The sequence below is a fragment of the Kribbella sp. NPDC006257 genome (genome assembly GCF_040613535.1).
GTDB lineage: Bacteria > Actinomycetota > Actinomycetes > Propionibacteriales > Kribbellaceae > Kribbella.
In genome coordinates, this window is the sequence record NZ_JBEXSJ010000003.1 from 33,079 (window position 1) to 54,125 (window position 21,047).

22 protein-coding genes are annotated in these 21,047 nt (G+C 66.3%); 10 read left to right on the top strand and 12 right to left on the bottom strand.

The window, feature by feature from the left end; all coding sequences use genetic code 11:
• Positions 1 to 65 precede the first annotated feature (65 nt).
• Complete coding sequence (locus ABZ004_RS04425; RefSeq protein WP_355678344.1) at positions 66 to 611, bottom strand: MarR family transcriptional regulator; 546 nt, start codon at positions 609 to 611, stop codon at positions 66 to 68.
• Positions 612 to 665: 54 nt separating this feature from the next.
• Between ABZ004_RS04425 and ABZ004_RS04430 the strand changes: the two genes are divergently transcribed.
• The 3 genes from ABZ004_RS04430 to ABZ004_RS04440 all read left to right on the top strand — a co-directional run bounded on the left by ABZ004_RS04430 (position 666) and on the right by ABZ004_RS04440 (position 3,048).
• Positions 666 to 1,388, top strand: coding sequence for an SDR family oxidoreductase (locus tag ABZ004_RS04430; protein ID WP_355678345.1), 723 nt, complete (start codon positions 666 to 668; stop codon positions 1,386 to 1,388).
• 75 nt (positions 1,389 to 1,463) lie between these two features.
• Entirely contained in the window at positions 1,464 to 2,513 is a 1,050-nt protein-coding gene (locus tag ABZ004_RS04435) for a LacI family DNA-binding transcriptional regulator (protein WP_355678346.1), read from the top strand.
• A gap of 25 nt (positions 2,514 to 2,538) precedes the next feature.
• Entirely contained in the window at positions 2,539 to 3,048 is a 510-nt protein-coding gene (locus tag ABZ004_RS04440; RefSeq protein ID WP_355678347.1) for a carbohydrate ABC transporter permease, read from the top strand.
• Between the two features lie 541 nt (positions 3,049 to 3,589).
• Here the strand turns inward: ABZ004_RS04440 and ABZ004_RS04445 are convergent.
• Both ABZ004_RS04445 and ABZ004_RS04450 read right to left on the bottom strand, forming a co-directional pair.
• Positions 3,590 to 3,934, bottom strand: coding sequence for a YciI family protein (locus ABZ004_RS04445; RefSeq protein ID WP_355678348.1), 345 nt, complete (start codon positions 3,932 to 3,934; stop codon positions 3,590 to 3,592).
• Positions 3,935 to 3,984: 50 nt separating this feature from the next.
• The gene (locus ABZ004_RS04450; RefSeq protein WP_355678349.1) at positions 3,985 to 4,677 is read right to left on the bottom strand and encodes an SDR family oxidoreductase; all 693 of its coding nucleotides are present in this window, start codon (positions 4,675 to 4,677) and stop codon (positions 3,985 to 3,987) included.
• 75 nt (positions 4,678 to 4,752) lie between these two features.
• On the opposite strand from ABZ004_RS04450, the gene ABZ004_RS04455 reads away from it, so the two are divergent.
• Positions 4,753 to 5,352: a TetR family transcriptional regulator gene (locus ABZ004_RS04455; protein WP_355678350.1), complete on the top strand. Its 600-nt coding sequence runs from the start codon at positions 4,753 to 4,755 to the stop codon at positions 5,350 to 5,352.
• 45 nt (positions 5,353 to 5,397) lie between these two features.
• Here the strand turns inward: ABZ004_RS04455 and ABZ004_RS04460 are convergent, their stop codons facing one another.
• On the bottom strand, positions 5,398 to 5,856 hold the full coding sequence (locus ABZ004_RS04460; RefSeq protein WP_355678351.1) for a carboxymuconolactone decarboxylase family protein: 459 nt from the start codon (positions 5,854 to 5,856) through the stop codon (positions 5,398 to 5,400).
• A 101-nt stretch (positions 5,857 to 5,957) separates the two neighbouring features.
• Between ABZ004_RS04460 and ABZ004_RS04465 the strand changes: the two genes are divergently transcribed.
• A complete protein-coding gene (locus ABZ004_RS04465; protein WP_355678352.1) occupies positions 5,958 to 7,298 on the top strand; it encodes a hypothetical protein in 1,341 nt (446 codons plus the stop codon).
• Here the strand turns inward: ABZ004_RS04465 and ABZ004_RS04470 are convergent.
• The 6 genes from ABZ004_RS04470 to ABZ004_RS04495 are packed head-to-tail and all read right to left on the bottom strand — an operon-like array spanning position 7,285 to position 13,311.
• Positions 7,285 to 8,055: a sugar phosphate isomerase/epimerase family protein gene (locus ABZ004_RS04470; protein WP_355678353.1), complete on the bottom strand. Its 771-nt coding sequence runs from the start codon at positions 8,053 to 8,055 to the stop codon at positions 7,285 to 7,287. The two genes, ABZ004_RS04465 and ABZ004_RS04470, sit on opposite strands and share 14 nt — an antisense overlap.
• 3 nt (positions 8,056 to 8,058) lie before the next feature.
• Positions 8,059 to 8,901 (bottom strand): carbohydrate ABC transporter permease, encoded by an 843-nt coding sequence (locus tag ABZ004_RS04475; protein WP_355678354.1) that lies wholly within the window; start codon positions 8,899 to 8,901, stop codon positions 8,059 to 8,061.
• The gene (locus ABZ004_RS04480; RefSeq protein ID WP_355678355.1) at positions 8,891 to 9,823 is read right to left on the bottom strand and encodes a sugar ABC transporter permease; all 933 of its coding nucleotides are present in this window, start codon (positions 9,821 to 9,823) and stop codon (positions 8,891 to 8,893) included. The genes ABZ004_RS04475 and ABZ004_RS04480 overlap by 11 nt, the downstream gene beginning before the upstream one ends.
• A 5-nt stretch (positions 9,824 to 9,828) precedes the next feature.
• A complete protein-coding gene (locus ABZ004_RS04485) occupies positions 9,829 to 11,124 on the bottom strand; it encodes a sugar ABC transporter substrate-binding protein (protein WP_355678356.1) in 1,296 nt (431 codons plus the stop codon).
• A 10-nt stretch (positions 11,125 to 11,134) separates the two neighbouring features.
• Positions 11,135 to 12,328 (bottom strand): enolase C-terminal domain-like protein, encoded by a 1,194-nt coding sequence (locus ABZ004_RS04490; RefSeq protein ID WP_355678357.1) that lies wholly within the window; start codon positions 12,326 to 12,328, stop codon positions 11,135 to 11,137.
• Positions 12,325 to 13,311 carry a hydroxyacid dehydrogenase gene (locus tag ABZ004_RS04495; protein ID WP_355678358.1) on the bottom strand — a complete coding sequence of 329 codons (987 nt, stop codon included), beginning with the start codon at positions 13,309 to 13,311 and terminating at the stop codon, positions 12,325 to 12,327. The genes ABZ004_RS04490 and ABZ004_RS04495 overlap by 4 nt, the downstream gene beginning before the upstream one ends.
• A gap of 118 nt (positions 13,312 to 13,429) precedes the next feature.
• On the opposite strand from ABZ004_RS04495, the gene ABZ004_RS04500 reads away from it, so the two are divergent.
• The 5 genes from ABZ004_RS04500 (at position 13,430) to ABZ004_RS04520 (ending at position 17,909) form a co-directional block, all read left to right on the top strand.
• On the top strand, positions 13,430 to 14,320 hold the full coding sequence (locus tag ABZ004_RS04500) for a LysR substrate-binding domain-containing protein (protein ID WP_355678359.1): 891 nt from the start codon (positions 13,430 to 13,432) through the stop codon (positions 14,318 to 14,320).
• Positions 14,321 to 14,410: 90 nt separating this feature from the next.
• Positions 14,411 to 15,361: an SDR family NAD(P)-dependent oxidoreductase gene (locus ABZ004_RS04505; protein WP_355678360.1), complete on the top strand. Its 951-nt coding sequence runs from the start codon at positions 14,411 to 14,413 to the stop codon at positions 15,359 to 15,361.
• Positions 15,354 to 16,208, top strand: coding sequence for a putative protein N(5)-glutamine methyltransferase (locus ABZ004_RS04510; protein WP_355678361.1), 855 nt, complete (start codon positions 15,354 to 15,356; stop codon positions 16,206 to 16,208). Before ABZ004_RS04505 ends, ABZ004_RS04510 begins: the two co-directional genes overlap by 8 nt.
• Positions 16,208 to 16,669 carry a GNAT family N-acetyltransferase gene (locus tag ABZ004_RS04515; protein WP_355678362.1) on the top strand — a complete coding sequence of 154 codons (462 nt, stop codon included), beginning with the start codon at positions 16,208 to 16,210 and terminating at the stop codon, positions 16,667 to 16,669. The genes ABZ004_RS04510 and ABZ004_RS04515 overlap by 1 nt, the downstream gene beginning before the upstream one ends.
• Positions 16,670 to 16,721: 52 nt before the next feature.
• Complete coding sequence (locus ABZ004_RS04520) at positions 16,722 to 17,909, top strand: macrolide family glycosyltransferase (protein WP_355678363.1); 1,188 nt, start codon at positions 16,722 to 16,724, stop codon at positions 17,907 to 17,909.
• A gap of 46 nt (positions 17,910 to 17,955) precedes the next feature.
• On the opposite strand, the gene ABZ004_RS04525 is transcribed toward ABZ004_RS04520, so the two are convergent.
• Both ABZ004_RS04525 and pyrH read right to left on the bottom strand, forming a co-directional pair.
• Positions 17,956 to 19,941: a translation factor GTPase family protein gene (locus ABZ004_RS04525; RefSeq protein ID WP_355678364.1), complete on the bottom strand. Its 1,986-nt coding sequence runs from the start codon at positions 19,939 to 19,941 to the stop codon at positions 17,956 to 17,958.
• Between the two features lie 347 nt (positions 19,942 to 20,288).
• Positions 20,289 to 21,002 carry a UMP kinase gene (gene pyrH, locus ABZ004_RS04530; protein WP_355678365.1) on the bottom strand — a complete coding sequence of 238 codons (714 nt, stop codon included), beginning with the start codon at positions 21,000 to 21,002 and terminating at the stop codon, positions 20,289 to 20,291.
• Positions 21,003 to 21,047 lie beyond the last annotated feature (45 nt).

A 21,047-nucleotide genomic window follows, 5' to 3' on the forward strand; every position in this document is an offset into this window, starting at 1 on the left:
ATTCAATTCTTACATTTCCACGTCCGTAGAGGCTTTGCTGCGTTCCGCAGCCGTGGAGTAGTTCCTCAACCTTCAACAGGTCGGGCAACCTTCTGCTGGACGTCGTCGAGCAGGTTCTGCAGCTGGATCGCCAGGACCTCGCGGTCTGCTGGGGAGAGGGACGCGACCAGGCTGGATTCGCGGGTGAGGACCTGTTCGACGGTCTGCTCGATCAAGGCGTGGCCCTGGTCGGTCAAGGTGACGAGGACCGCGCGTGAGCCCCGGCCTTCGGTACGCCGTGCGACCAGGCCGGCCCGCTCGGCGCGGCCGACGCGCTGGGAGATGGCGCCGGCGGTGACGAGGGTGCGCCGGACGAGTTCGCGGGTCGTCAGCTCGTACGGCGGTCCGCTGCGACGCAGGACACTGAGCAGATCGAGGGTGGCCGGGTCGATCCCGAGATCCGCCAGGAGCCGGCGGCGGTCGTCGGCGAAGAGCTTGGCGAGTCGCCACAGGGGAGTGACGATCTCGATCGAGTCGGTGGGCGTCCCCGGGCGCTCCCGCTCCCAGGCGCGCGCGATCTCGGAGGCCGGGTAGGGACTCGGCCCGTCGAAGGGATAACTGTCCTCGGTCACTCGATGATGGTACGTTTAGGTCTAAACATTTAGACCTAAACGAAGGAGTACGGCGTGTCGAGAACAATCGTGGTCACCGGGGGAGCGACAGGAATCGGCCGGGCGGTGGCCGAGCGGTTCGTGGCCGGCGGTGACGAAGTAGTGATCACCGGCCGACGGGTCGGCGTACTGGAGAAGGCGGCCGCCGACCTGGGCGTGCGGGCGGTGGTGTGCGACGGGACGGACCCGGTGGCGGTCGCGCGGTTGGCAGCCGAGTTGCCGGCGCAGATCGACGTACTGGTGAACAACGCGGGCGGGAACACGGATTTCGCCCGGCCCGATGCAGCAGATGACCTCGTCCAGCTGCGGGCGAACTGGCTGGCGAATCTGGAAAGCAACCTGCTCAGCGCGGTGCTCACCACGACAGCCCTCGCGCCGAAGCTCGCCGACGGGGGATCGGTCATCCACCTCGGCTCGATCGCAGCGAATCTCGGGCGCAGCTCGTACGGCGCGTCGAAGGCGGCCCTGACGACCTACAACCTGGACGTCGCCACCGAGCTCGGCCCGCGCCGCATCACCTCGAACGTGGTCGCCCCCGGTTTCACCGCGGACACCGAGTTCTTCCAGGGACAGCTGACCGACACCCGCCGCGAATCGTTGATCCAGGCAACGTTGACCAAGCGCGAAGGCGTCGCGACCGACATCGCCGAAACCATCTGGTTCCTCGCCTCACCCGGCGCCCGCCACCTCACCGCCCAAACCATCCACCTCAACGGCGGCGCACTCACTACCCGCTAGCCCCATCCTCGGCCGCCCAATTCCGCCTTCCTTCCTTCCCTCCCTTGTTTTTGTTTCTTCAGTGAGAATGGGTGTATGCGAGCGACCGTCAAAGATGTTGCCAAGTTGGCAGGGGTGTCCCCGAAGACGGTCTCGAACGTCATCAATGGCGTCGTGTTCGTCCGCCCGGAGACCCGCGCCCGGGTAGAACAGGCGGTCAGCGAGCTCGACTACGTCCCGAACATGAGTGCCCGCGGACTGCGCAACGGCCGCTCCGGGATGATCGGCCTGGCCCTGCCCGACCTGCTCCGCCCGTACTCCGCGGAGATCACCCACCTCGTCGTCGAGCTCGCCCACAAGCGCGGCTGGGGAGTCCAGATCGAGCAGACCGCGGCCGAACCGGAGCGCGAGTTCGAGTTGCTGTCGAAGGCCCGCGCTCACCTGGTCGACGGCCTGATCCTCAACCCGATCAACCTCGACGACAGTGCCGTAATGACCGCGGGTCCGCTGCCGCCCGTCGTACTGATCGGTGACGTCGACCAGGACGTCGTGAGTCAGGTCGCGATCGACAACGTCGGCGCCGCGAAGGACATGGTCCGGCACCTCCTCGACCAGGGCTGCCGCCGGATCGCAGCAGTCGGTACGCCGGAGTCGCCGAGCGGCTCGAGCGGCGCCGGCGCCCTCGGCGGATCAGCAGGCGTCACCGGTACTGCGGCCGCCCGTCTCCGCACCTCCGGCTATCACGAGGCACTGGCCGAAGCCGGCATCGCGCCCGACCCGGCGTTGGAGATCGCCCTCGATCGCTGGAGCCCGGACGGCGCGAACCTTGTCGTCAACCGCTTCCTCGCCGACCACGAGCCACCGGACGCGTTCTTCTGCTTCACCGACACGATCGCCGTCGGCGCACTCTCGGCACTGTGGACAGCCGGCATCGCCGTACCGGGCACCTGCCTGGTGGCCGGCTTCGACAACATCCTGGAGAGCCAGTACGCCGTACCGCCGCTGACCACCGTCGATTTCGACCGGCGTGTCTTCGTCCAGTCGGCCCTGGACCTGCTCGGCGAACGGATGACCGATAGGACCGCAGTACCGCGCCGGGTGCTCATCCCGCACCGCATCGTGCAACGCGCCAGCACCACCCGCTAGCCCGCAATTGCCGTTGTTCCGGCAGATGCTGGCGTTCGATCTGGTCGACACGTATTGGGGAATCATTCTTCCGCAAGCGTTTGCGCCTGCCATGGTGCTCATTTTGAAGCGCTTCTTCGACCAGATTCCGGTCGAGTTGGAGGATGCCGCCCGGGTCGACGGCGCAAATCGGCTCCGCGTGTTCTGGTCGGTCGTGTTGCCATTGTCACGCCCGATCCTTGCCGCGGTGGCGATCTTCGTCCTCATCGGTGCCTGGAACAACTTCCTCTGGCCATTCATCGTCACCACTGACGCTGACCTGATGACGTTGCCGGTCGGGCTGCAGACGGTCAGGAGTGCCTACGGGCAACAGTATGCGCAGAACATGGCCTCCGCGATCCTGGCCGCGCTGCCACTGGTCGTGGTTTTCCTCTTCTTCCAAAGACAAATCATCAAGGGAATTGCCACCACCGTTTCGGTGGGCAGTAGCGCGGTGGACAGCGGTTCCGCCTACCGGGATAACCGCCGCCATCCCTTGAAATCGCCGTCACGGTGAGCAAGGCTTCTTCGATCACCTTTGCGTCGTGAGGAACAGGGGTGCTGGCAACTGGTGCGCAGTACTGCGCAGTGCGGACTGTTGCGCGGTGATGGCGGGCAGTTGTGTGTTTCATCAACTAATGCCCGGGGGAACGAGAAGGGGGAACAGTGTCAGCGATGCAGCAGCTCGCCGAGCAGTGCCGTGGTGTGAGGAGTCACGGTACGACGAAACTCGGTAGGGCTTCGATCCAACCTGCGGTCTGTACCGGCATCCACGAGGTGAGCTCGTCGACGACGACCGGACAACCGCGCCGAGTAGCGGTGCTGAGGTTGAGTAACGGCCTCACCACCACTCTGCGTCTGGCCCACGGTGCTCCGGCACCCGAGCGGGGCGCGACCGTGTATGTCCAGGGTGGCCGCGGGATGGGCGACCAGCCCGTTTCAGGTGGGGTCACCTTGGCGTCGAGCTCGACAAGCTGAATCAGTGGCTCGCCGGTCTCAGGTCAGCGCCGAGCTGAGACCGGCAAGCCTCTGGAACAGTTTTTCCCCGGCCGTGGGCGTTAATCCTCGTCGGGCACTTCGCGGATCTCGATCGGGGAGTAGGGCGCCTCAGGCAGCCTGCCGGCCAGCTCAGTAGCTCGTTCGAGGCTGCATTCCAGCAGGTAGTAGCCCGCCAGAACTTCCTTCGCCTCGGTGAACGGCCCGTCCGTCACGGTCGCGACACCGTCCTGAAGCTGCACGATCCGCGCACGCTGGGTGGTCAGCGGGTGCGACTCGATGAACTCTCCGGCCGCCTTCGCCTCCTCGGTCACCACCCGGTGCTGCTCCATCACCGCGTCGATGCCGGTCTCGTGCAGCTGCTTCCAGGTCTCGTCGTTCCCGTAGATCAGCAACATGTACTTCATCGGTTCTCCTTCGTCGGCCACTGATACCGGCGACGTCGGAGCCGCCTGTCTCACTTCGACATGATGGCCTCTCGCCAGATCAATTGTGCGACATTCGGCTTCACCGCAGTGGTGATGACAGCCATCGCGCGCCGGACGAACTCGTCGCTTGTCAGCTGCGCGAGCATCGCGGCCGCCAGATCCTCCCGGGCTGTGAACAACCCGTCGGCCTGGTCCTCGTGCACCTCGTACGGCGTGGTCGCCTTGTTGCTGAACAGCCCCGACGGCCGCACGAGCGTCCAGTCGAGTCCACTCTCGCGGACCAGCGCCTCCATCCGGCGCATGTCGTCGTGAGTGGTCCTGGCCAGCACCCGGTTCACCAGCGGATCGAGAACGTTGTTGAAGAAGAAGGCGTTGCTCGGTCGCCATCCGGGCTCGAGGATCACGGTGCTCACCATCAGCAGCCGCTTCACGCCGTACTCGTGCATTGCCTCGATGATGTTGCGGGCCGCGGTCGAGTAGAGGCTGACCGGTTGCCGGCTCGGCTTTCCGCCGACCACCGACAGGACCGCGTCGCTGCCCGCGACCGCGGACCGCACCGCGTCCGGATCGGCCACATCAGCCCGTACGACGGTCAGCCCGGTGCGCGGCTCGACCTTCTCGGGACTCCGGACTGCGGCCACCACCTCGTGGCCGGCGGCCAGACCTTGTTCGACCAGTGTGCGGCCGGTCGAACCGGCCGCGCCGAAGACGACGATGCGCATCTCACTCCCTCGCTGTCCCGGACGATCCGGTGACGCCCTTGACTCTGCGCGGGTACGCGACCATATTCAACGCTGATGAATAAATCCCGAGGACGTCCCCGAGGCAATCCGGACACCAAGGCACGCATCGCCGAGGTGGCCTACGACCTGTTCCTGGAGCACGGCTATCGCGGTACGACGGTACGCCGGGTGGCCGCGGCGGCGGAGGTGGATTCCGCGCTGATCAGCTACCACTTCGGGTCCAAGCAAGGCCTGTTCGGCGAGGCGATGCAGTTCCGCTGCGGGCAATCGCCGGCGATGGCACTCGCACTGCAGGGCGACCAAGCGGGGTTCGCCGACCGGTTGCTGGACGCGGTACTTCAGATGTGGGCCGACACCGAGCCGCTGGCCGAGCTCACCCGGATGGCGCCGCAGGATGTCGACGTACTGCAGGTGCTGCAGGAGTTCCTCGAACGGGAGATCCTCGGCCGGATTGCTGAATTTCTCCGCGGGCCGGATGCGACCGAGCGGGCGACTGCGGCGGTCGCGGTGATCGGCGGGGTCGTCTTCACCCGCTACCTCAGTCCGCTCCGCCCGGTCGCGGCCCTGAGCGACGCCGACGTACGCCGCATCCTCACCCCGGCACTACGCGCGGCCCTCACCCCGGTCCGGACCAGACGGCCGATCAGCGCCTGACTGCCGGTCCGGGGCTCGTCTTCCCCCGCACCGGCAGGGCGTCGGTCAGCTCCAGGTGGCGCCGGCGGTGGCGCGGACGGTGGTGTTCAGCCGGTTGAACAGGTTGGTCAGGCTGATCATCAAGACCACCGCCGCCAGTTGGGTCTCGTCGAAGTGGTCGGCCGCCTCGTCCCAGATCTCGTCGCTGACCGCGTTCGGGTGGTCGGCCAGCCGGGTCGCCGCTTCGGCCATCGCCAGCGCGGCCCGTTCGGCGCCGGTGAACAGCTCCGACTCGCGCCACGCCGCCACCTGATGCAGCCGCTCGTCGGTCTCACCGTTCTTCTTGGCCGAGTCGATCCCGCCGTAGATGCAAGCGCTGCACCCGTTGATCTGGCTCACCCGCAGATGCACCAGCTCCAGCGTCGCCTGCGGCACCCCGCCCTTGTACATCGCCTTGTAGATGTTCTGGATCCCGGCCATCGCGTCCGGCAGGATCACCGCGGGGTTCTTCATCCGAGCAGTCATAGTTCCTTCACTCCTTGATCGTCTGCACTTCCACCCCCCTGACGAGCCACCGCCCACAGATGTGACAGAACTTTCCGGGCAGTGGCCGCATCGAGGTGGATATGAAGAAGACATCGTTGGTGCGTAGGGCGTTGATGAGTGCCGGGCTTGCTGTGACGTTGCCGGTGGTGGCGCTGCCTGGGCTGGTGGTTTCGGCGGAGGCTGCGACGAGCGCGGATCCGGCTCCGACGGGGGTGACGGTTGCCTGGGCAGACGCCGCTCACACGCTGGTCCGGGTGACCTGGAAGGAGACGGGTTCGCAGCCGAACGTGGTGACGTCGGAATCGCCGTTGGGTGGATCCGAGAAGCACTACGTGGCCGCTGCCGCTCCGAACCAGCTCGACGTACCGGCTGCTCAGTTCTCGACCACTGGAGCCGGCCAGGTTGCGGTCCGGGTCGCGGTGTTCGTGGGGACCGAAGCGGGCGGGAACACCAGCCCGGCCGGGTTGTCGCCTGCGTTCGACACGTTGACCGGTCCGAAGGCTCTGGTCGACTCGATCGGCGGAGCGGGCGTGAACAAGGTGGCCGTGAGGTGGCACCCGGCGACGGTGGCGGATCCGAATCCGGGTGACCCGCTCGACCTGCCGGCCGTGCCGCCGCAGTACGAGATCCGGGCCAACTACAACAACTTCAACCAGTACGAGGTGGTGGCTCCGAAGACCACCGCGACAAGCGCGACGTTCACCGAACTCACCGGGCCGTCATTCAAGTTCGGCGTCCTGACCTACAACGAGTGGGGCGTGCAGTACTCCGCGACGCAGCGAGTCGACGGTGAGGAGTGGCTCAAGCTGGCCGTGCCGCCGTTCGCCGACTACGCCAAGCCCACCAACATCACCGGCCAGCTCGGGCGCGGAGTACAGGAATGCGATCCCGGACCCTGCTGGACGTCCACCTACCCCGACCCTTCGCGCCCGGTGATCCTGCAGGCCCGCGCCAACGCAACGTCGGCGTGGTACACGGTCGGCAGCACCAAGACCGATGCCCAGGGCAACTTCACCTTCGCGCCGACATCGCTCGGCACCAGGCAGTACCGGTTGGTCGTCCCGGACTACTTCAGCGCCATCGGATTCGGCTACGGCACCGTCAGTGGTGCGGCCACGACGACCGTCCGGCCGCAAGTCGGCGGCCGGTTCCTGGACCCGACGGTGACCTACGGCCAGAAGGCGACCGCGCATGTGTCGATCATCCCGCTGGCCAACGTGCCGTCGACACTTCAGCGCTGGGACGGCACCGCTTGGCGCGACCTCAAGTCGGTGCAACTCACCGATGGCGTCGGCAACTACACCTTCACCGCCACCCAGCGCGGCCGCGTCGCCTACCGGTTCCTGGTGCCCGCGTTCACGTACGCCGGGCGCCCGCTGAGCTGGCAGGTGTCGCCGAACTTCGTCCTCACGACGTCGTAGCTGCCTGCCGGGCCGCCTCCAGATCAACCTGGAGGCGGCCTTGGACGGGGACGACCGGGTCGGAGTACTGGCCGGTGAGGCAGATCGGACCGGAATAGTTCAGCCCCTCGAGCTGGCGGAAGATCGCCGGCCAGTCGGCGAGCCCCTCACTGCCCTGGACGAACCACGGCTTCCCGTCCGTAGCGGTGTAGATGACGTTCTTCAGATTGACCATCGCCAGCCGATCGGCAACCAACGGCAATGTGACCGCCGGATCGCCGCCCGCCAGAACGTCGTGCGCCGCATCCCAGATCACCAGGAAGCGCTCTTTCGGAAGCCCTTCCAGTAACTGCAGAACACCGAGCGACGACGCCACGAACCGCCCATGATGCGGCTGAACCCCAACCTGTACGCCGTACTGCTCGGTGAACCCGGCAACCTCTTCCAACAACGCCCGCGTACGCCGTACCGAAGCCGCGTACCCGTCGTCGCCCACTGCCGCCATGATCCGGATCAACGGGACTCCGGCTTCGGCACACGCCGCGAACGCGCTCTCCGAGAGATCGCTCGCGACGCTGATCGGCTCGACTCCCGCGGCCCGCAGCTGGGCCACGAACTTCGGCAACTCGGCTTCGGCGGTCGCCGGCGTCACGTAGGCGGTGTCCCGGACCGGGATCTCTGCCCCGGCGAACCCTAGTCCCGCGACCAGCCGGCCGAGTTCGTCACCCGGCAGACCGGCCCAGGGCTTGGTGAAGACGGACCAGAGATATCGAGTCATAGGTCAGCGGCCTCCCAGCCCGCTCATGGTGATGCCTTTGACGAACCAGCGCTGGGTCAGGAAGAAGAGCACGATCAGCGGGACGGTCGTGACGGTCGCTGCCATCAGGAGCAGGTTCCATTGGGTGCCGTTGGTGTCCTGGAAGACCTGGAGCCCGACGGACGCAGTACGGGTGGAATCGCTGTTGGAGATGACGAGTGGCCAGAGCAGGTTGTTCCACTGACCGATGAACTTGAAGACGGCGAGGGTGGCGATCGCCGGGATCGCGAGCGGGACGATCACGCGGGTGAAGGCCTGCCAGCGGTTCGCGCCGTCGAGGCGGGCCGCTTCCTCGTAGTCGCGCGGGATGCCCAGGAAGAACTGGCGGAGCAGGAAGACGCCGAGCGCGGTGAACGCGTGCGGCAGGATCATCCCCGGCCAGGTGTCGATGCCGTGCAGTTTCGCCACCAGAACGAACTGCGGGATCAGCGTGACCTGGGTGGGAATCATCAGCGTCGCCAGGTAGATGCCGAACAGCCAGGTCCGGCCGGGGAACCGCAGCCGGGCGAAGGCGTAGGCCGCCAGGGCTGCGGTGATGGTCTCCAGGAGGGTCGTACCGCCCGCGAAGATCACCGTGTTGAGCAGATAGCGGCCGAGCGGCACCAGGTCGAAGGCCCGCTGGAGGTTCTCCGGGTGCCAGCTGCTCGGCCAGAAGGACGGCTTCGCGGCCATCGATTCGGCATCGGACTGGAACGCGACCAGCACCATCATCACGACCGGGATCAGCGTGACCGCGGTGACCAGGAAGCAGGCGAAGACGACGAGCTTCTGCGTACGGCGTACCGGGGTGAGGACTTCAGTTGTCATAGTGGACGAGCCTCCGCTGGAGGAGGAACTGGAACGCGGTGATCGCCGCGATGAACGCGAACAGCACCAGCGACTGCGCGGCCGCATAGCCCTGGTCGTAGTTCTCGAATCCGGTCCGGTAGATGTACATCACGAGCGTCGTCGTGCGAGATCCCGGACCGCCGTTGGTCATGATCAAGGCTTGGTCGAAGACCTGGAACGATCCGATGATCGAGGTCACCACGACGAAGAACAACGCGGGGGATAGCAGCGGCAACGTGACGCTGCGGAAGGTCTGCCAGCTCGAGCTGCCATCCACCTTCGCCGCCTCGTACAACTGCTGCGGGATCGCCTGCAAGCCGGCCAGGAACACCACCATGCCGAAGCCGAAGCTCTTCCACACGCTCATCGCGATCGGTGCCGGCATCGCCCAGTGGTCACTGATCAGCCAGGCCGGGCCGTTGATGCCGACCAGGCCGAGGACCGAGTTGATCAGCCCGTCGTGTGGGATGTAGAGCCAGATCCAGACGAACGCGACCGCCACCGTGATCGTTGCGTATGGCAACAGTAAGAGGCTGCGGAAGACGGTGATCCGCCGCAGGCCCTGGTTGAGCAAGACGGCGAGCCCGAGGCTGACGACCATCGTGACCGGGACGCTGACCAAGGTGAAGTACGCCGTATTGCCGAGCGCCGACCAGAACGTCGGATCCGGGCCGAGGCGGGCGAAGTTCTTCAGGCCGGCCCAGGTCGGTGCGCTGAACAGGTTCCAGTTGAGCAGCGAGATCACACCCGCGGCGACGACCGGACCGGCGGTGAAGATCACGAAGCCGATCAGACTGGGCAGGATGAACAACCACGCGGTGAGCGCTTCGGTGTTCTTCCTTGCGGTGCTTGGAGTTCGGGGCGCTGTTGCCGCGGTGGCGGGCAGGGTGTCGACGGCCATCATGATCACCCCTTCCGGGCGGCGGCCTGGCGGATGTTGTCCTGGTGCTGCTTCATCAGTACGTCGAGGCGCGGCGTCAGGCCGTCGATCGCCTGGGCCACGGAGACCTGGCCGAGGAACGTCCGCGGCAGATCCTGGCCGAGCAGTTGCTTGACCTGGTTCCAGTTCGTGGTGACATCGAACGGATGACCGCCGCCGACCTTGCCGGCCAGGATGTCCTGCACGATCCCCAGGTTGTCGGGCGGCGGCTTGAAGGCGCTGCCTGCCGACCTGCGAGCGGGGTTGTTTCGCCCGGCCTTCGCATAGATGTCCAGGGCGCCCGTGCTGGTCAGCGTCTTCAGCAACTTCCAGGCCAGCTCCAGCTGGTCGCCTTTGACAGCGGAGGGAATCGCGAACGACGACCCGGACACCCGAGGCAGACTGCCCGCCGGACCGGCCGGGAACGGGATCACGTCCCAGTCGAACTTGGCCTTCCGGACGTTCACCACCTGCCACGGGCCGTTCTGCATGAAGGCGACATTGCCCTGCAGGAAATTGCTCAGCGAGCTCTCGGTGACGAGGTTCTTGATCGGCGGGGTGACCTTGTCCTTGGTGAAGAGATCGATCACGTACTGCATTGCCTGCATCGCTTCCGGCGCGTTCAGCGTGCTGGCGGTTTGCGGGGCATTCATCACGTTCCCGCCGGCGGAGTAGATCCACGACACCAGATCGTCGATTGCCGGTGCACAGGTGAAGCCGTACTGGTCGTTTCCGGTCAGCTCTTTGGCCAGCTCCCGGAAGGTTGCCCATTGCATCGGTTCGGTGCGCGAGGGTGCGGCGATGCCCTGCTTCTTCAGCAAATCCTTGTTGTAATACAGGACGGTCGGGGCGACATCGAACCCGATCGCATAGGTCTGGCCGTTTAAGCTGGAGATCTTCTGGATCGTCGGATAGAAGTCTTCGAGTCGCAGGTCGGGGTCGGCGGCGATCAGGTCGTCGAGCGGCCGGTGCGCGCCGCGGGCGGCGTACGTCGGGATCAGTGTTCCGTTCAGCGCGGTCACCAGGCCGGCTGTGCCACTGACCAGTTGCAGGTCGAGTTTGGTCGGGTAGCCACTGGATGGGGTCAGGCTCGGGATCGAGCGGACGTCGAGTTGCTGTTCGACGTACTGGCTGAACGCGTCCCAGACCTTGCGTTCGGCGGGACTGCTCGACCACATCGACCAGGTGGCCGCGTCGGCCGGAGCCGAGGAGCATCCGGAGAGCGCTCCAGACGTGGCGGCGGCGAGGCCGGTTATTTTGATGAAGCTGCGGCGGGACAGCATCGGCGACTCCTCAGCTGAAGAGCAGGTCGATCGATTCGGCGCGGATCCGCTCCTCGTCGACCTGGACGCCCAGACCGGGCGCGGTGGGGACCGTGGCGACGGCCTTGGTGATCGTGAGACCTTCGACGTACAGGTCGGCCAGCAGCTCCGGGCCGTTGAGCTCGGCCGGCAGCGCGAGTTCGAGCTGGCTGAACAGGTGCAGGGCGGCGGCGAACCCGATTCCGCAGTCGGTCAGGCCGCTGGCGAGAATCTCCAGCCCGCCGGAGAGCGCTACCTGAGCGGTCTTCAGGGCGTTCCGCAGACCACCCGACTTGCAGATCTTCACCACCACGAGATCGGCCGCGTCGAGCTGGATCGTTCGGGCGAGATCCTGCGCGGTGAAGCTGCCCTCGTCGATCGCGATCGGCAGGTCGATCAGGTTCCGCAGCCGGTGCATCGCGAGGGTGTCGGTGCTCGGCACAGGTTGCTCGACGCAATGGATCGTGCCGACGTCGCGGGTACGGTCGAGCAGTTGCTTGAGGGCACTCGGCCGGTACGACTGGTTCGCATCGAGCCACAGCGGCTTCCCACCGGCGACTTCGGCAACGGCCTCGATGGCCGCGGCATCCGCGTCGGGATCGCCGCCGATCTTCACCTTGTACGCCGAATAGTCGGCCGACTGCTGCGCGTGCTCCCGGACCACGTCGGGCGCCCCGACCCCGATCGCCGAACAGAGCGGAAGCTCGTCGAACAACTTCCCGCCGAGGAGGGCATGCACCGGTACGCCGGCCAGCTTGCCGGCCGCATCGTGCATCGCGAGGTCGATGGCCGCTCTGGCGAACGGGAACCCGTTGGAGACGGCTGGGCTCAATCGCTTGCTAGCCTGCGCGTGGAACAGCTCGATGTCGAAAGGCGTCAGCTCCAGCAGGATCGGCACGAGATGCCGCTTGATCACCACGGCGATCGTCTCGGCCGTCTCGTAGCTCCAACTAGGGAGCGCTCTCTGCTCACCCCACCCGACCACCCCGTCCTCGGTGGTGAGCTTGACGAAGACCACCGCACTCGCCTGATCCACCACCTGGTCAGGCGATCCAACCGCCCCACTACCAAGCACAAACTTCCGCGCGAAGGGAACGGCGACCGGGAACACCTCGACTTTGCAGATCCGCGCACCGGCGCCGATCCCGCCCGGTGGCGTCAGAGAGCCGGCCCGATCGCCGCTCATGCGGCGATCGACCAGACGGCGGGGTCGACGAAGCTCGGTCCGCGAGTTCCATCCGCCAGCCACTTCACGACATCTTTGAGCACATACCCCGCCAGCGCGAGGTGACCCTGGACCGTGTCGCCGGCGACATGCGGCGTCAGCAATAGGTTGCTCGCAGCAAGGACTTCAGGGCCGAACCTCGGTGGCTCGGGATCGTAGACGTCCAGCGCGGCCAGGAGCCGGCCGTCGAGACAGTGCTCCAGCAACGCCTCCTGATCGATCGCCGGACCGCGCGACGAGTTGATCACGATCGTTCCATCTGGCAGCTGCTCGATCAGCTTCCTCGTCACCAGCCCACGCGTCTCCGGCACATCCGGAACATGCAGCGAGACGAACTTGCACTGCAACGCCTCTTCCAACGACACACCCCGTACGCCGAGCTGCCTGGCTCGCTCGTCGCTCAGATAAGGGTCGTAGACGAGCACCTCGCAATCGAACGGCTCGAGCAGCGTGATCAGTGCCCGTGCGGTCGAACTCGCACCGAGGATCCCAACCTTCTGACCCGCTACCTCGCCACCTCGAAAAGCGATCTGCTTCCAGCCACCTCCCCGAATCGCCTGGTCGAACCGGGGGAGTCGTCGCGCCAGCGTGAGCATGGCCGCCAGGCAGTACTCACCAACCGACCACGCGATCCGCGGACCGGCCGAGAAGACCGCGACGCCCTGGTCGAGGATCGCCGGGTCGACCAGCTTCTTCACCGACCCGGCCGCATGCGCCACCGCCTTCGGCCCGTCGCCCCCGTCCCACCACGCGCGCTCCAGGTGAGGCGTACCCCAGCTGGTCAGCACGACGTCGCTCCCGACGACAAGCTTCTCGACAGCGCCCGGCGACAGATCGGTCCCCGCCCAGCTGACCTCGAACCGCTCATCCAGCAGCTCCCGAGCATCCGGCCCACACACATCGGCGACCCGCTCCGGCGACATCACCACAGCCAGCTTCAGCAACCTGACTCCTCATTCGGCGGCTTCCGCGCGATCTCGGCGGATTGCCTTGAAGGTATGCGCTTTCCGTTATGCTCGTCCAAGCCCATTTCCGCATCGACCGATACCGTGAGGGCATCGCATGGACCTCTCGCTGCAGCAACTGAAAGGCTTCGTCGCGGTCGCCGAGGAGCAGCACTTCGGCCGGGCCGCCGAGCGGTTGTCGATGACCCAGCCGCCGCTGACCCGGCAGATCCAAGGCCTGGAGCGCTCTCTCGACGTTTCTCTGTTCGACCGAACCGGGCGGGGAGTGCGGATCACCGCAGCCGGCGCGGTCTTCCTCGAGCACTGCCGCCGAGTGCTGGCCCTACTGGAGATCGCCCCCGAAGCGGCTCGCCGAGCGGCCGACGGACAGACGGGAACGCTGCGCATCGCGTTCACCGCGATCGGGGCGTACGCAGTACTGGCTGATTTCCTCACGATGGTCGGCAAGCGCACGCCGGCCGTGACGTCGGAGCTGACCGAACTGGTGAGCCCGGACCAGTTCACGGCGCTGGCGAATCTGGAGATCGACATCGGCCTGGTGCGACCGCCGATCCCGGAGCAGTTCGAGTCGCTCCTGGTGCATTCGGAGGACCTCGTGCTCGCAGTACCGGCTGAGCACGCCCTCGCTGCTGGAGACGGTCCGGTGTCGCTAGTGGACGTGACCGACGACTACATCGGCTACAGCCCCGAGGGATCGCGCTATCTGCACGACATCTGCGCCGCGATGATCGGCATGAACCGGTACGCCGTGAGCCAACTCGCCTCGCAGGTACCCACCATGCTGGCGCTGGTCCGGGCCGGGCTCGGCTGCGCGCTGGTTCCGCGATCGATCATGGCGATGGGTGTCCAAGGCGTCCGCTACCGCGAACTCGACGCCGCCGACGCCCACTCGGTCACCCTCCACGCATGCTGGAGCCCCGACAACCCCAACCCAGCGCTCCAGCGTCTGATCGAGTCGCTCGAGCAGAGCCCCCACCTGGATGCCTGACGGCGGCGTGGCGTCTGAACGCGATCGGCACCTCGGTCGCGCACCTGCCCGCTTGACCTAGAGCTGGCTCTAGCTCGTACTGTCGTGGACATGACTGCACAGGAGAAGCTCGGGTCGGGATTCGGCTATCGGAGTACTGCGGACGACGTGCTCGCGGGAATCGATCTGACCGGGAAGCTCGCGCTGGTGACCGGCGGCTACTCCGGGATCGGGCTGGAGACGACCAAGGCTCTGGTGAAGGCGGGCGCGCGCGTCGTCGTACCGGCTCGTCGGCCCGCGACTGCTGAGGAAGCGCTCTCTGGCGTGGAGAACGTCGAGATCGAGACGCTGGACCTGGCTGATCTGGAGAGCGTGCGCTCGTTCGCCGAGCGGTTTCTCGCCTCCGGGCGGAGCCTCGATCTGGTGATCGACAACGCCGGGATCATGGCGTGCCCGGAGACCCGGGTCGGTCCGGGCTGGGAGGCGCAGTTCGCGACCAACCACCTCGGGCACTTCGCGCTGGTGAACCGGCTGTGGCCGGCGATCGCGGCCGACGGTGGCGGCCGGGTGGTCTCGGTGTCGTCGACGGGGCACCGGCGATCGGACATCCGGTGGGACGATCTGCAGTTCGAGAAGGAATACGAGAAGTGGACGGCGTACGGGCAGGCGAAGACGGCCAACGTGCTGTTCGCAGTCCAGTTGGATGCTTTGGGCAAGGATTCCGGCGTCCGGGCGTTCGCGTTGCACCCGGGCGGGATCATGACGCCGCTGCAGCGGCATCTGCCGCGCGAGGAGATGGTCGCATTCGGCTGGATCGACGAGGAGACCGGCGAGTTCAACGAGCTGTTCAAGACGCCTGAGCAGGGTGCTGCGACGCAGGTGTGGGCGGCGACGTCGCCGCAGCTCGATGGTCTCGGCGGGGTGTTCTGCGAGGACTGCGACATCGCCCCGGTATCGGACGACGACGCACCCGGCGTACGCTCCTACGCAATCAACCCCGACTCCGCCGCCCGCCTCTGGACCATCTCAGCAGACCTCACCGGAGTAAACGCCTTTGCCTGACACGACCGATCTGGTTGTCACCCTTCGTGCTGCAGGTTGTGTGTTTGCCGAGGACGAGGCCGACCTGCTGATGTCGAGCGCTCGCGACGACGTCGAGCTCGCGCGGATGGTGGAGCAGCGGGTGAGCGGTCTTCCGCTGGAGCATGTGGTCGGCTGGGCGTCGTTTTGTGGGTTGCGGATCGAGGTCGACCCTGGGGTCTTCGTGCCTCGACGGCGTACGGAGATCCTCGCGGCCGAGGCGATCGCGCTGCTTCCGTCGAGTCCAGCTGCAGGGGAGCGCGCCGTAGTACTGGATTTGTGTTGTGGGTCTGGGGCGTTGGGGGTTGCAGTGGCGTCTGCTGGTATGGCGGTGGAGTTGTACGCCGCCGATGTGGAGGCGGCTGCGGTTCGGTGTGCCCGGCGGAATGTGTCGGGCGTGGGCGGCCGGGTGTTCGAGGGCGATCTGTTCGAGCCGTTGCCCTCGGCATTGAAAGGACGGGTGGACGTTCTGCTGGCGAATGTTCCGTACGTGCCGAGCGATGAGGTGCGGCTGCTGCCCGCGGAAGCGCGTTTGCACGAGCCGCTGGTGACGCTCGACGGGGGAGCGGACGGGCTCGGGATCCTGCGACGGGTCAGTGCCGAAGCGGGTTCCTGGCTCGTGCCGGGAGGGCATGTTCTGGTCGAGACCAGCGAAGACCAGTCGGCGACTGCGGTGGCGATCTTCGAGGGTGACGGCTTGGCGGCCCGGGTGATCAGCGAACCGGAGTACGGCGCGACCGTCGTCATCGGGACCAACGGCGCCACCGTCGTCGGGACCAAGGACGACGATACCGTCGTCGGGACCCGGGGCGGGGCTACCTTGGCCTGATGGAGATCAGGGCGGCGTCGATCGATGATCTGGATGCGGTGGTCGCCTCGAGCGCGGCCTTGTTCGCCGAGGACGCGGGAGAGCGCGATCCACTGCGGAACCTCGATTGGCCGGCGCAGCACGGAGAGAAGTGGTGCCGTGAGTTGCTGGCGGATCCTCAGACGCTTGTTCTGGTGGCCGACGGACCCTCGGGGATCGGCGGGCACCTCGTCGGGATGCTTTCCGATCCTTCGGACATGTGGACCGCTCCCCGGGCGGAGTTGGTCAGCATGTACGTCCAACCGCAACTCCGTGGCCACGGCGTCGGCGGGAGCCTGGTCGATGCGTTCGTCGAGTGGGCTCAGACCCGCGGAGCATCACGGCTGCAGGTGACGGCGTACTCGGCCAACGCCGCCGCGATCGCGCTCTACCAGAGCCGAGGCTTCGCGCCACTCTCGATCATCCTCGCCAGAGATGCCTGATCGGGCAAACTCGGTTGGCGGGACGCCAGGTCGCCAGGAGGATGGGTGATCTATGGGTGAGCACATTGCGTTCTTGACGATTCCGGCCTCCGGGCACATCAACCCGACGCTGCCGCTGGTGGCCGAACTGGTACGACGCGGGCACCGGGTCAGCTATGCGACCGGGCCCGCGTTCAAGGAGACGGTCGAAGCCGCCGGCGCCGAGGCCGTGGTGCTGGACTGGATTCCGAAGACGCTGACGGTTTCCCGCGACGGCCAGACCACCGAAGACCTCTCGACGATGCTGCTGTTCTTCGTCGAGAGCATGCGACGGGTGTTGCCTGCGGTGGAAAGCTGGCTGACGAACGACCGGCCGGATCTGTTCTGCTACGACATGATGACGTTCCTCGGTCCGATGATGGCCGAGCGACTCGGCCTGCGCGAAGCCACCACGGTGCCCAACTTCGCCGGCAACGAGCACTTCAACCTGCGCGACGCGGTGGTGCCGGCGAACTTCGACCCGACCCATCCGAAGTTCCAGGAGTTCCTGGCCGCGCGCGCCGCGTTCGCCCACGACTTCGGCGTACCGGTGGACAAGGTGGCGCCGACCGGGACGGCCGCACCGCTCAACCTGGTGTTCATCCCACGCGCGTTCCAGATCGCGGGGGAGACGTTCGACTCGTCCTTCCACTTCGTCGGGCCGTCCGTCGGGGCGCGTCCGGAGACGTCCGATTGGGAGCCGCCGACGGACGGGGCGCCGGTGCTGTTCGTGTCACTCGGTACGGCGGTGAACGACCGGCCGGACTTCTTCGCCAACTGTGCGAAGGCGTTCGCCGGGAGTGAGTGGCGGGTGGCGATGGCGATCGGGGAGCAGGTGCGGCGCGAAGATCTCGGCGAGATCCCGGCGAATTTCGACGTACGGACGTATTTCCCGCAACCCGTCGTACTGCAGCATGCCAAGGCGTTCCTGTCGCATGCCGGGATGAACTCGGTGATGGAGGCGCTGCTCAACCAGGTGCCGTTGGCAACCTTCCCGCAGACGGCGGAGCAGCAGGCGAACGCCGGCCGGGTGGCGGAGCTCGGTCTCGGCCGGACGATCACGGATCTGTCACCGGAGAGCCTGCGGAGCACGATCGACGTCGTCGCTGCGGATGCTGCCATCCGGGAGAATCTGGCGGCGATGGCGTCGCACGTGCGGGAGGCCGGCGGGCCGATCGCTGCAGCCGACGCGGTTGAGACCTACCTCGCGGCAACTGAGTAAGACTCGTCCTGGAGGTGAGGTTGGTGGCCCCGCCCCCAGGGCTCCTTCAGACCCGCCGTACGACGTGTAGTAGGTACTCGCGGCGGTTGAGCGGGTCGCGGTCGGTTCGGGTTCGGGTCGGGATCGAACCGGTGACCGGGTGGTACCGGTCGAAGGCTGACTCGAGTACGCCCTCGCCACGTGTCAGGGCGGGCAACTGCTGCTCGAGTTTGTAGACAGCAGCCGCTGGGATGTCGCCTTCGAGGACCGAGGTTGTCGCTGCCAATGCGGGGATCTGCGGGATCGCCCGCAATCGGGAGAGCGCTGCCAGGACAGCTCGGGTTGTGTCGGTCGGGATCTCCAACTGGAAGCGATGCATCGGTTCGAAGACCGTCGTACCGGCTTCCTTCAGTGCGTCCATCAGTACGAGTGGGGTGAGGAGGCGGAAGTCGCCCGCGGTGCTCGACATGCTCTTGTCGAACACGCCGTGCGAGTGACTCTGCCTGGCGTTGTAGCCCGAGTGTGTCATCACCACTGTGCAGTCGGGGATCTGCCAGCCGTAGAGACCTTGCTGCAGGGTCTCGCGGACGGTTTCCTCGACTGCCTTGATGAACGCGTACGGCATTGACCCGAGCTCCACGTCGAGCCGGAACGTCACGCCGGAGTTCACCGGAGCCGGCTCGACTCGTAGCCCGACGGTGGCCAGGAACGGGTTCGGGTCGACGCGCTTGAATTCCGCTGCTGCACCGGTGCCGTTCAGCCGCTCGATGCAGATGGTCGTCGACTCGCGGAAGGTGACGTCGATCCCGAAGTCACCGGCCAGCGTGGTCTGGATGACCTCCTTCTGCACCTCACCGTAGAGCGACACGTACGTCTCCTGGCGAAGATCGTCCTGCCGCAGATTGATCAACGGATCCTGCTCGGCCAGCTGAGAGAGCGCGACCTGCAAATTTCCCTTGTCCGACGCCCGCACCGGCGCAATCACCGTCTCCAACGTCGGCGGCGCAAAGTACCCACTCCCGGTTCCGTTGCTGACGGCACCTATACCGTCGCCGATCTGGATGGCGGTGAGGCCCCAGAGTTTGCCGATCTGGCCGGCCGACACCTCGGTCCGGGTCAGCGTCGACCCGTTGTCGAACACGCTGATCGCGGTGACCTTCGCCTCCTGATCACCCTGGAACCGCAGCCGGTCCCGGGTCCGGATCGCCCCGGAGAACATCCGGACGAACGCGATCTTCTCGCCCGCCGGCCCACGCTCCACCTTGAACACCGACCCCACGACCGGCCCGTCGCTGTCGCCCTCGGTCGCCGGCAACAACTCCCGGATCCCTGCGATCAATTCGTCCGTACCAGCCCCGGTGATCGCAGACCCGAAGTACACCGGATGCACCAGCGCCCGCTGCGTCTGCTCGGCCAGCTTCGCCCGCAGAGCGTCGTACGAGAGCGCTTTCTCGTTCTCCACATAGGTCGCCAGCAACTGATCGTCGTTCTCCGCCAGCAGATCGACCATCGCAAAGGTGAATCCCGCATCGTCTCGCCCGTACGCCGTGAAGCCGGCGCCCGGCGTACCGAGCCCGCTGGTCGACCCCATCGGGAGCACCGCGCTGGTCAGCTTCTCGCCGATACTCCGCACCAGCTCGTCGTTGCGCGCACCGGCCCGATCGAGCTTGTTGACGAAGATCAGCGTCGGAATCCGCAACCGCTGCAACGTCCGCATCAACACCCGCGTCTGCGCCTGCACACCTTCAACGGCAGACACCACCAGCACAGCACCATCGAGCACGCCGAGCGCCCGCTCGACCTCAGCAATGAAGTCCGGGTGCCCCGGCGTATCGATCAGATTGACCGTCACATCGTCGATCGCGAACGACACCACAGCCGACTTGATCGTGATCCCACGCTGCCGCTCCAGCGCGAGCGAATCGGTCTGCGTACTCCCCTCATCAACGCTCCCGACCTCGTCGATGACCCCAGCCGCAAACAGCAGCCGCTCGGTCAGACTCGTCTTACCCGCGTCAACATGCGCCAAAATCCCCAAATTGAGTGTTCGCACCAAACCCCATGTCCTTTGAACAGGTGAACTTTCCGCTCAGTCCAGACATGAAGTGAGATCGCACGACTGCGCTCCTTTGAGAGACCAACAAGTACCCACCGAGTACAACAGACCCACCCAAACCCCACCAACCCATTTTCCGCCTGGAGTCGTGCGCCAACGGAGCGGCCGCACCTACCGTCCCTGAGATGAAGACCGGCACCCCACCAAGCGCTCTCTGTGGGTTCTCGGGTCGCCAGAAGATGCCTGGTTGACGGTTTCTGATCGCAGCAGGTCGAAGCGGCGCTCGGTGATGCCGGCTTGGGTCGCCGGCGCGCCGACCCACCGGAGTACACGCGCAGTGGTTGTCAGCTGATGGTGGTGCCGATGGGGGAGCCGGTGGTGATGGCGGCTGCGGCGCCGGGGCGGTCGATGTCGAAGACGTGCAGGGGGAGGTGGTGGTCGCGGGCGAGGATGAAGGCGGCCTGGTCCATCACGCCGAGGCCTTTGTCGATCACCTGCTGGTAGGTGAGGTGGTCGAAGCGACGCGCGGTCGGGACCTTGTTGGGATCGGCGTCGTACACGCCGTCGGCGCCGTTCTTCGCGACCAGCAGCGCATCGGCATCAAGCTCGACGGCGCGCTGGACGGCGGGGTAGTCGGTGGTGGTGAACGGCTGGCCGTTGCCGCAGCCGAGCAGGACGATCGAGCCCTTCTCAAGATGCCGGAGAGCGCGCAGCCGGATGTACGGTTCGGCGAGGTTGTTGATCGGGAGAGCTGTCATCAGCCGTACGTCGGATTCGCCGAGCTCGTGGAGTTTCCCGCGGAGCAGCACAGCGTTGATGACCGTGCCGAGCATGCCGATGTTGTCCGCCTCGACCCGGTCGATACCCCAGTCCTCGGCGCGGTTCCCCCGGAAGACGTTCCCACCACCGACGACGACAGCCACCTCGACACCGGTGTCGCGAGCAGCGATCACCTCCCGGGCGAGATGGTTGAGCCGCTCCTTGTCGAACCCGAACCCGGCCGAACCGGCGATCGCCTGGCCGGAGAGTTTGATGACCAAGCGGCGGTACTTCGGCATTCCGTGCTCCTCGGAATCAGGCGGATGGCGCGGGGTGAAGAGTAG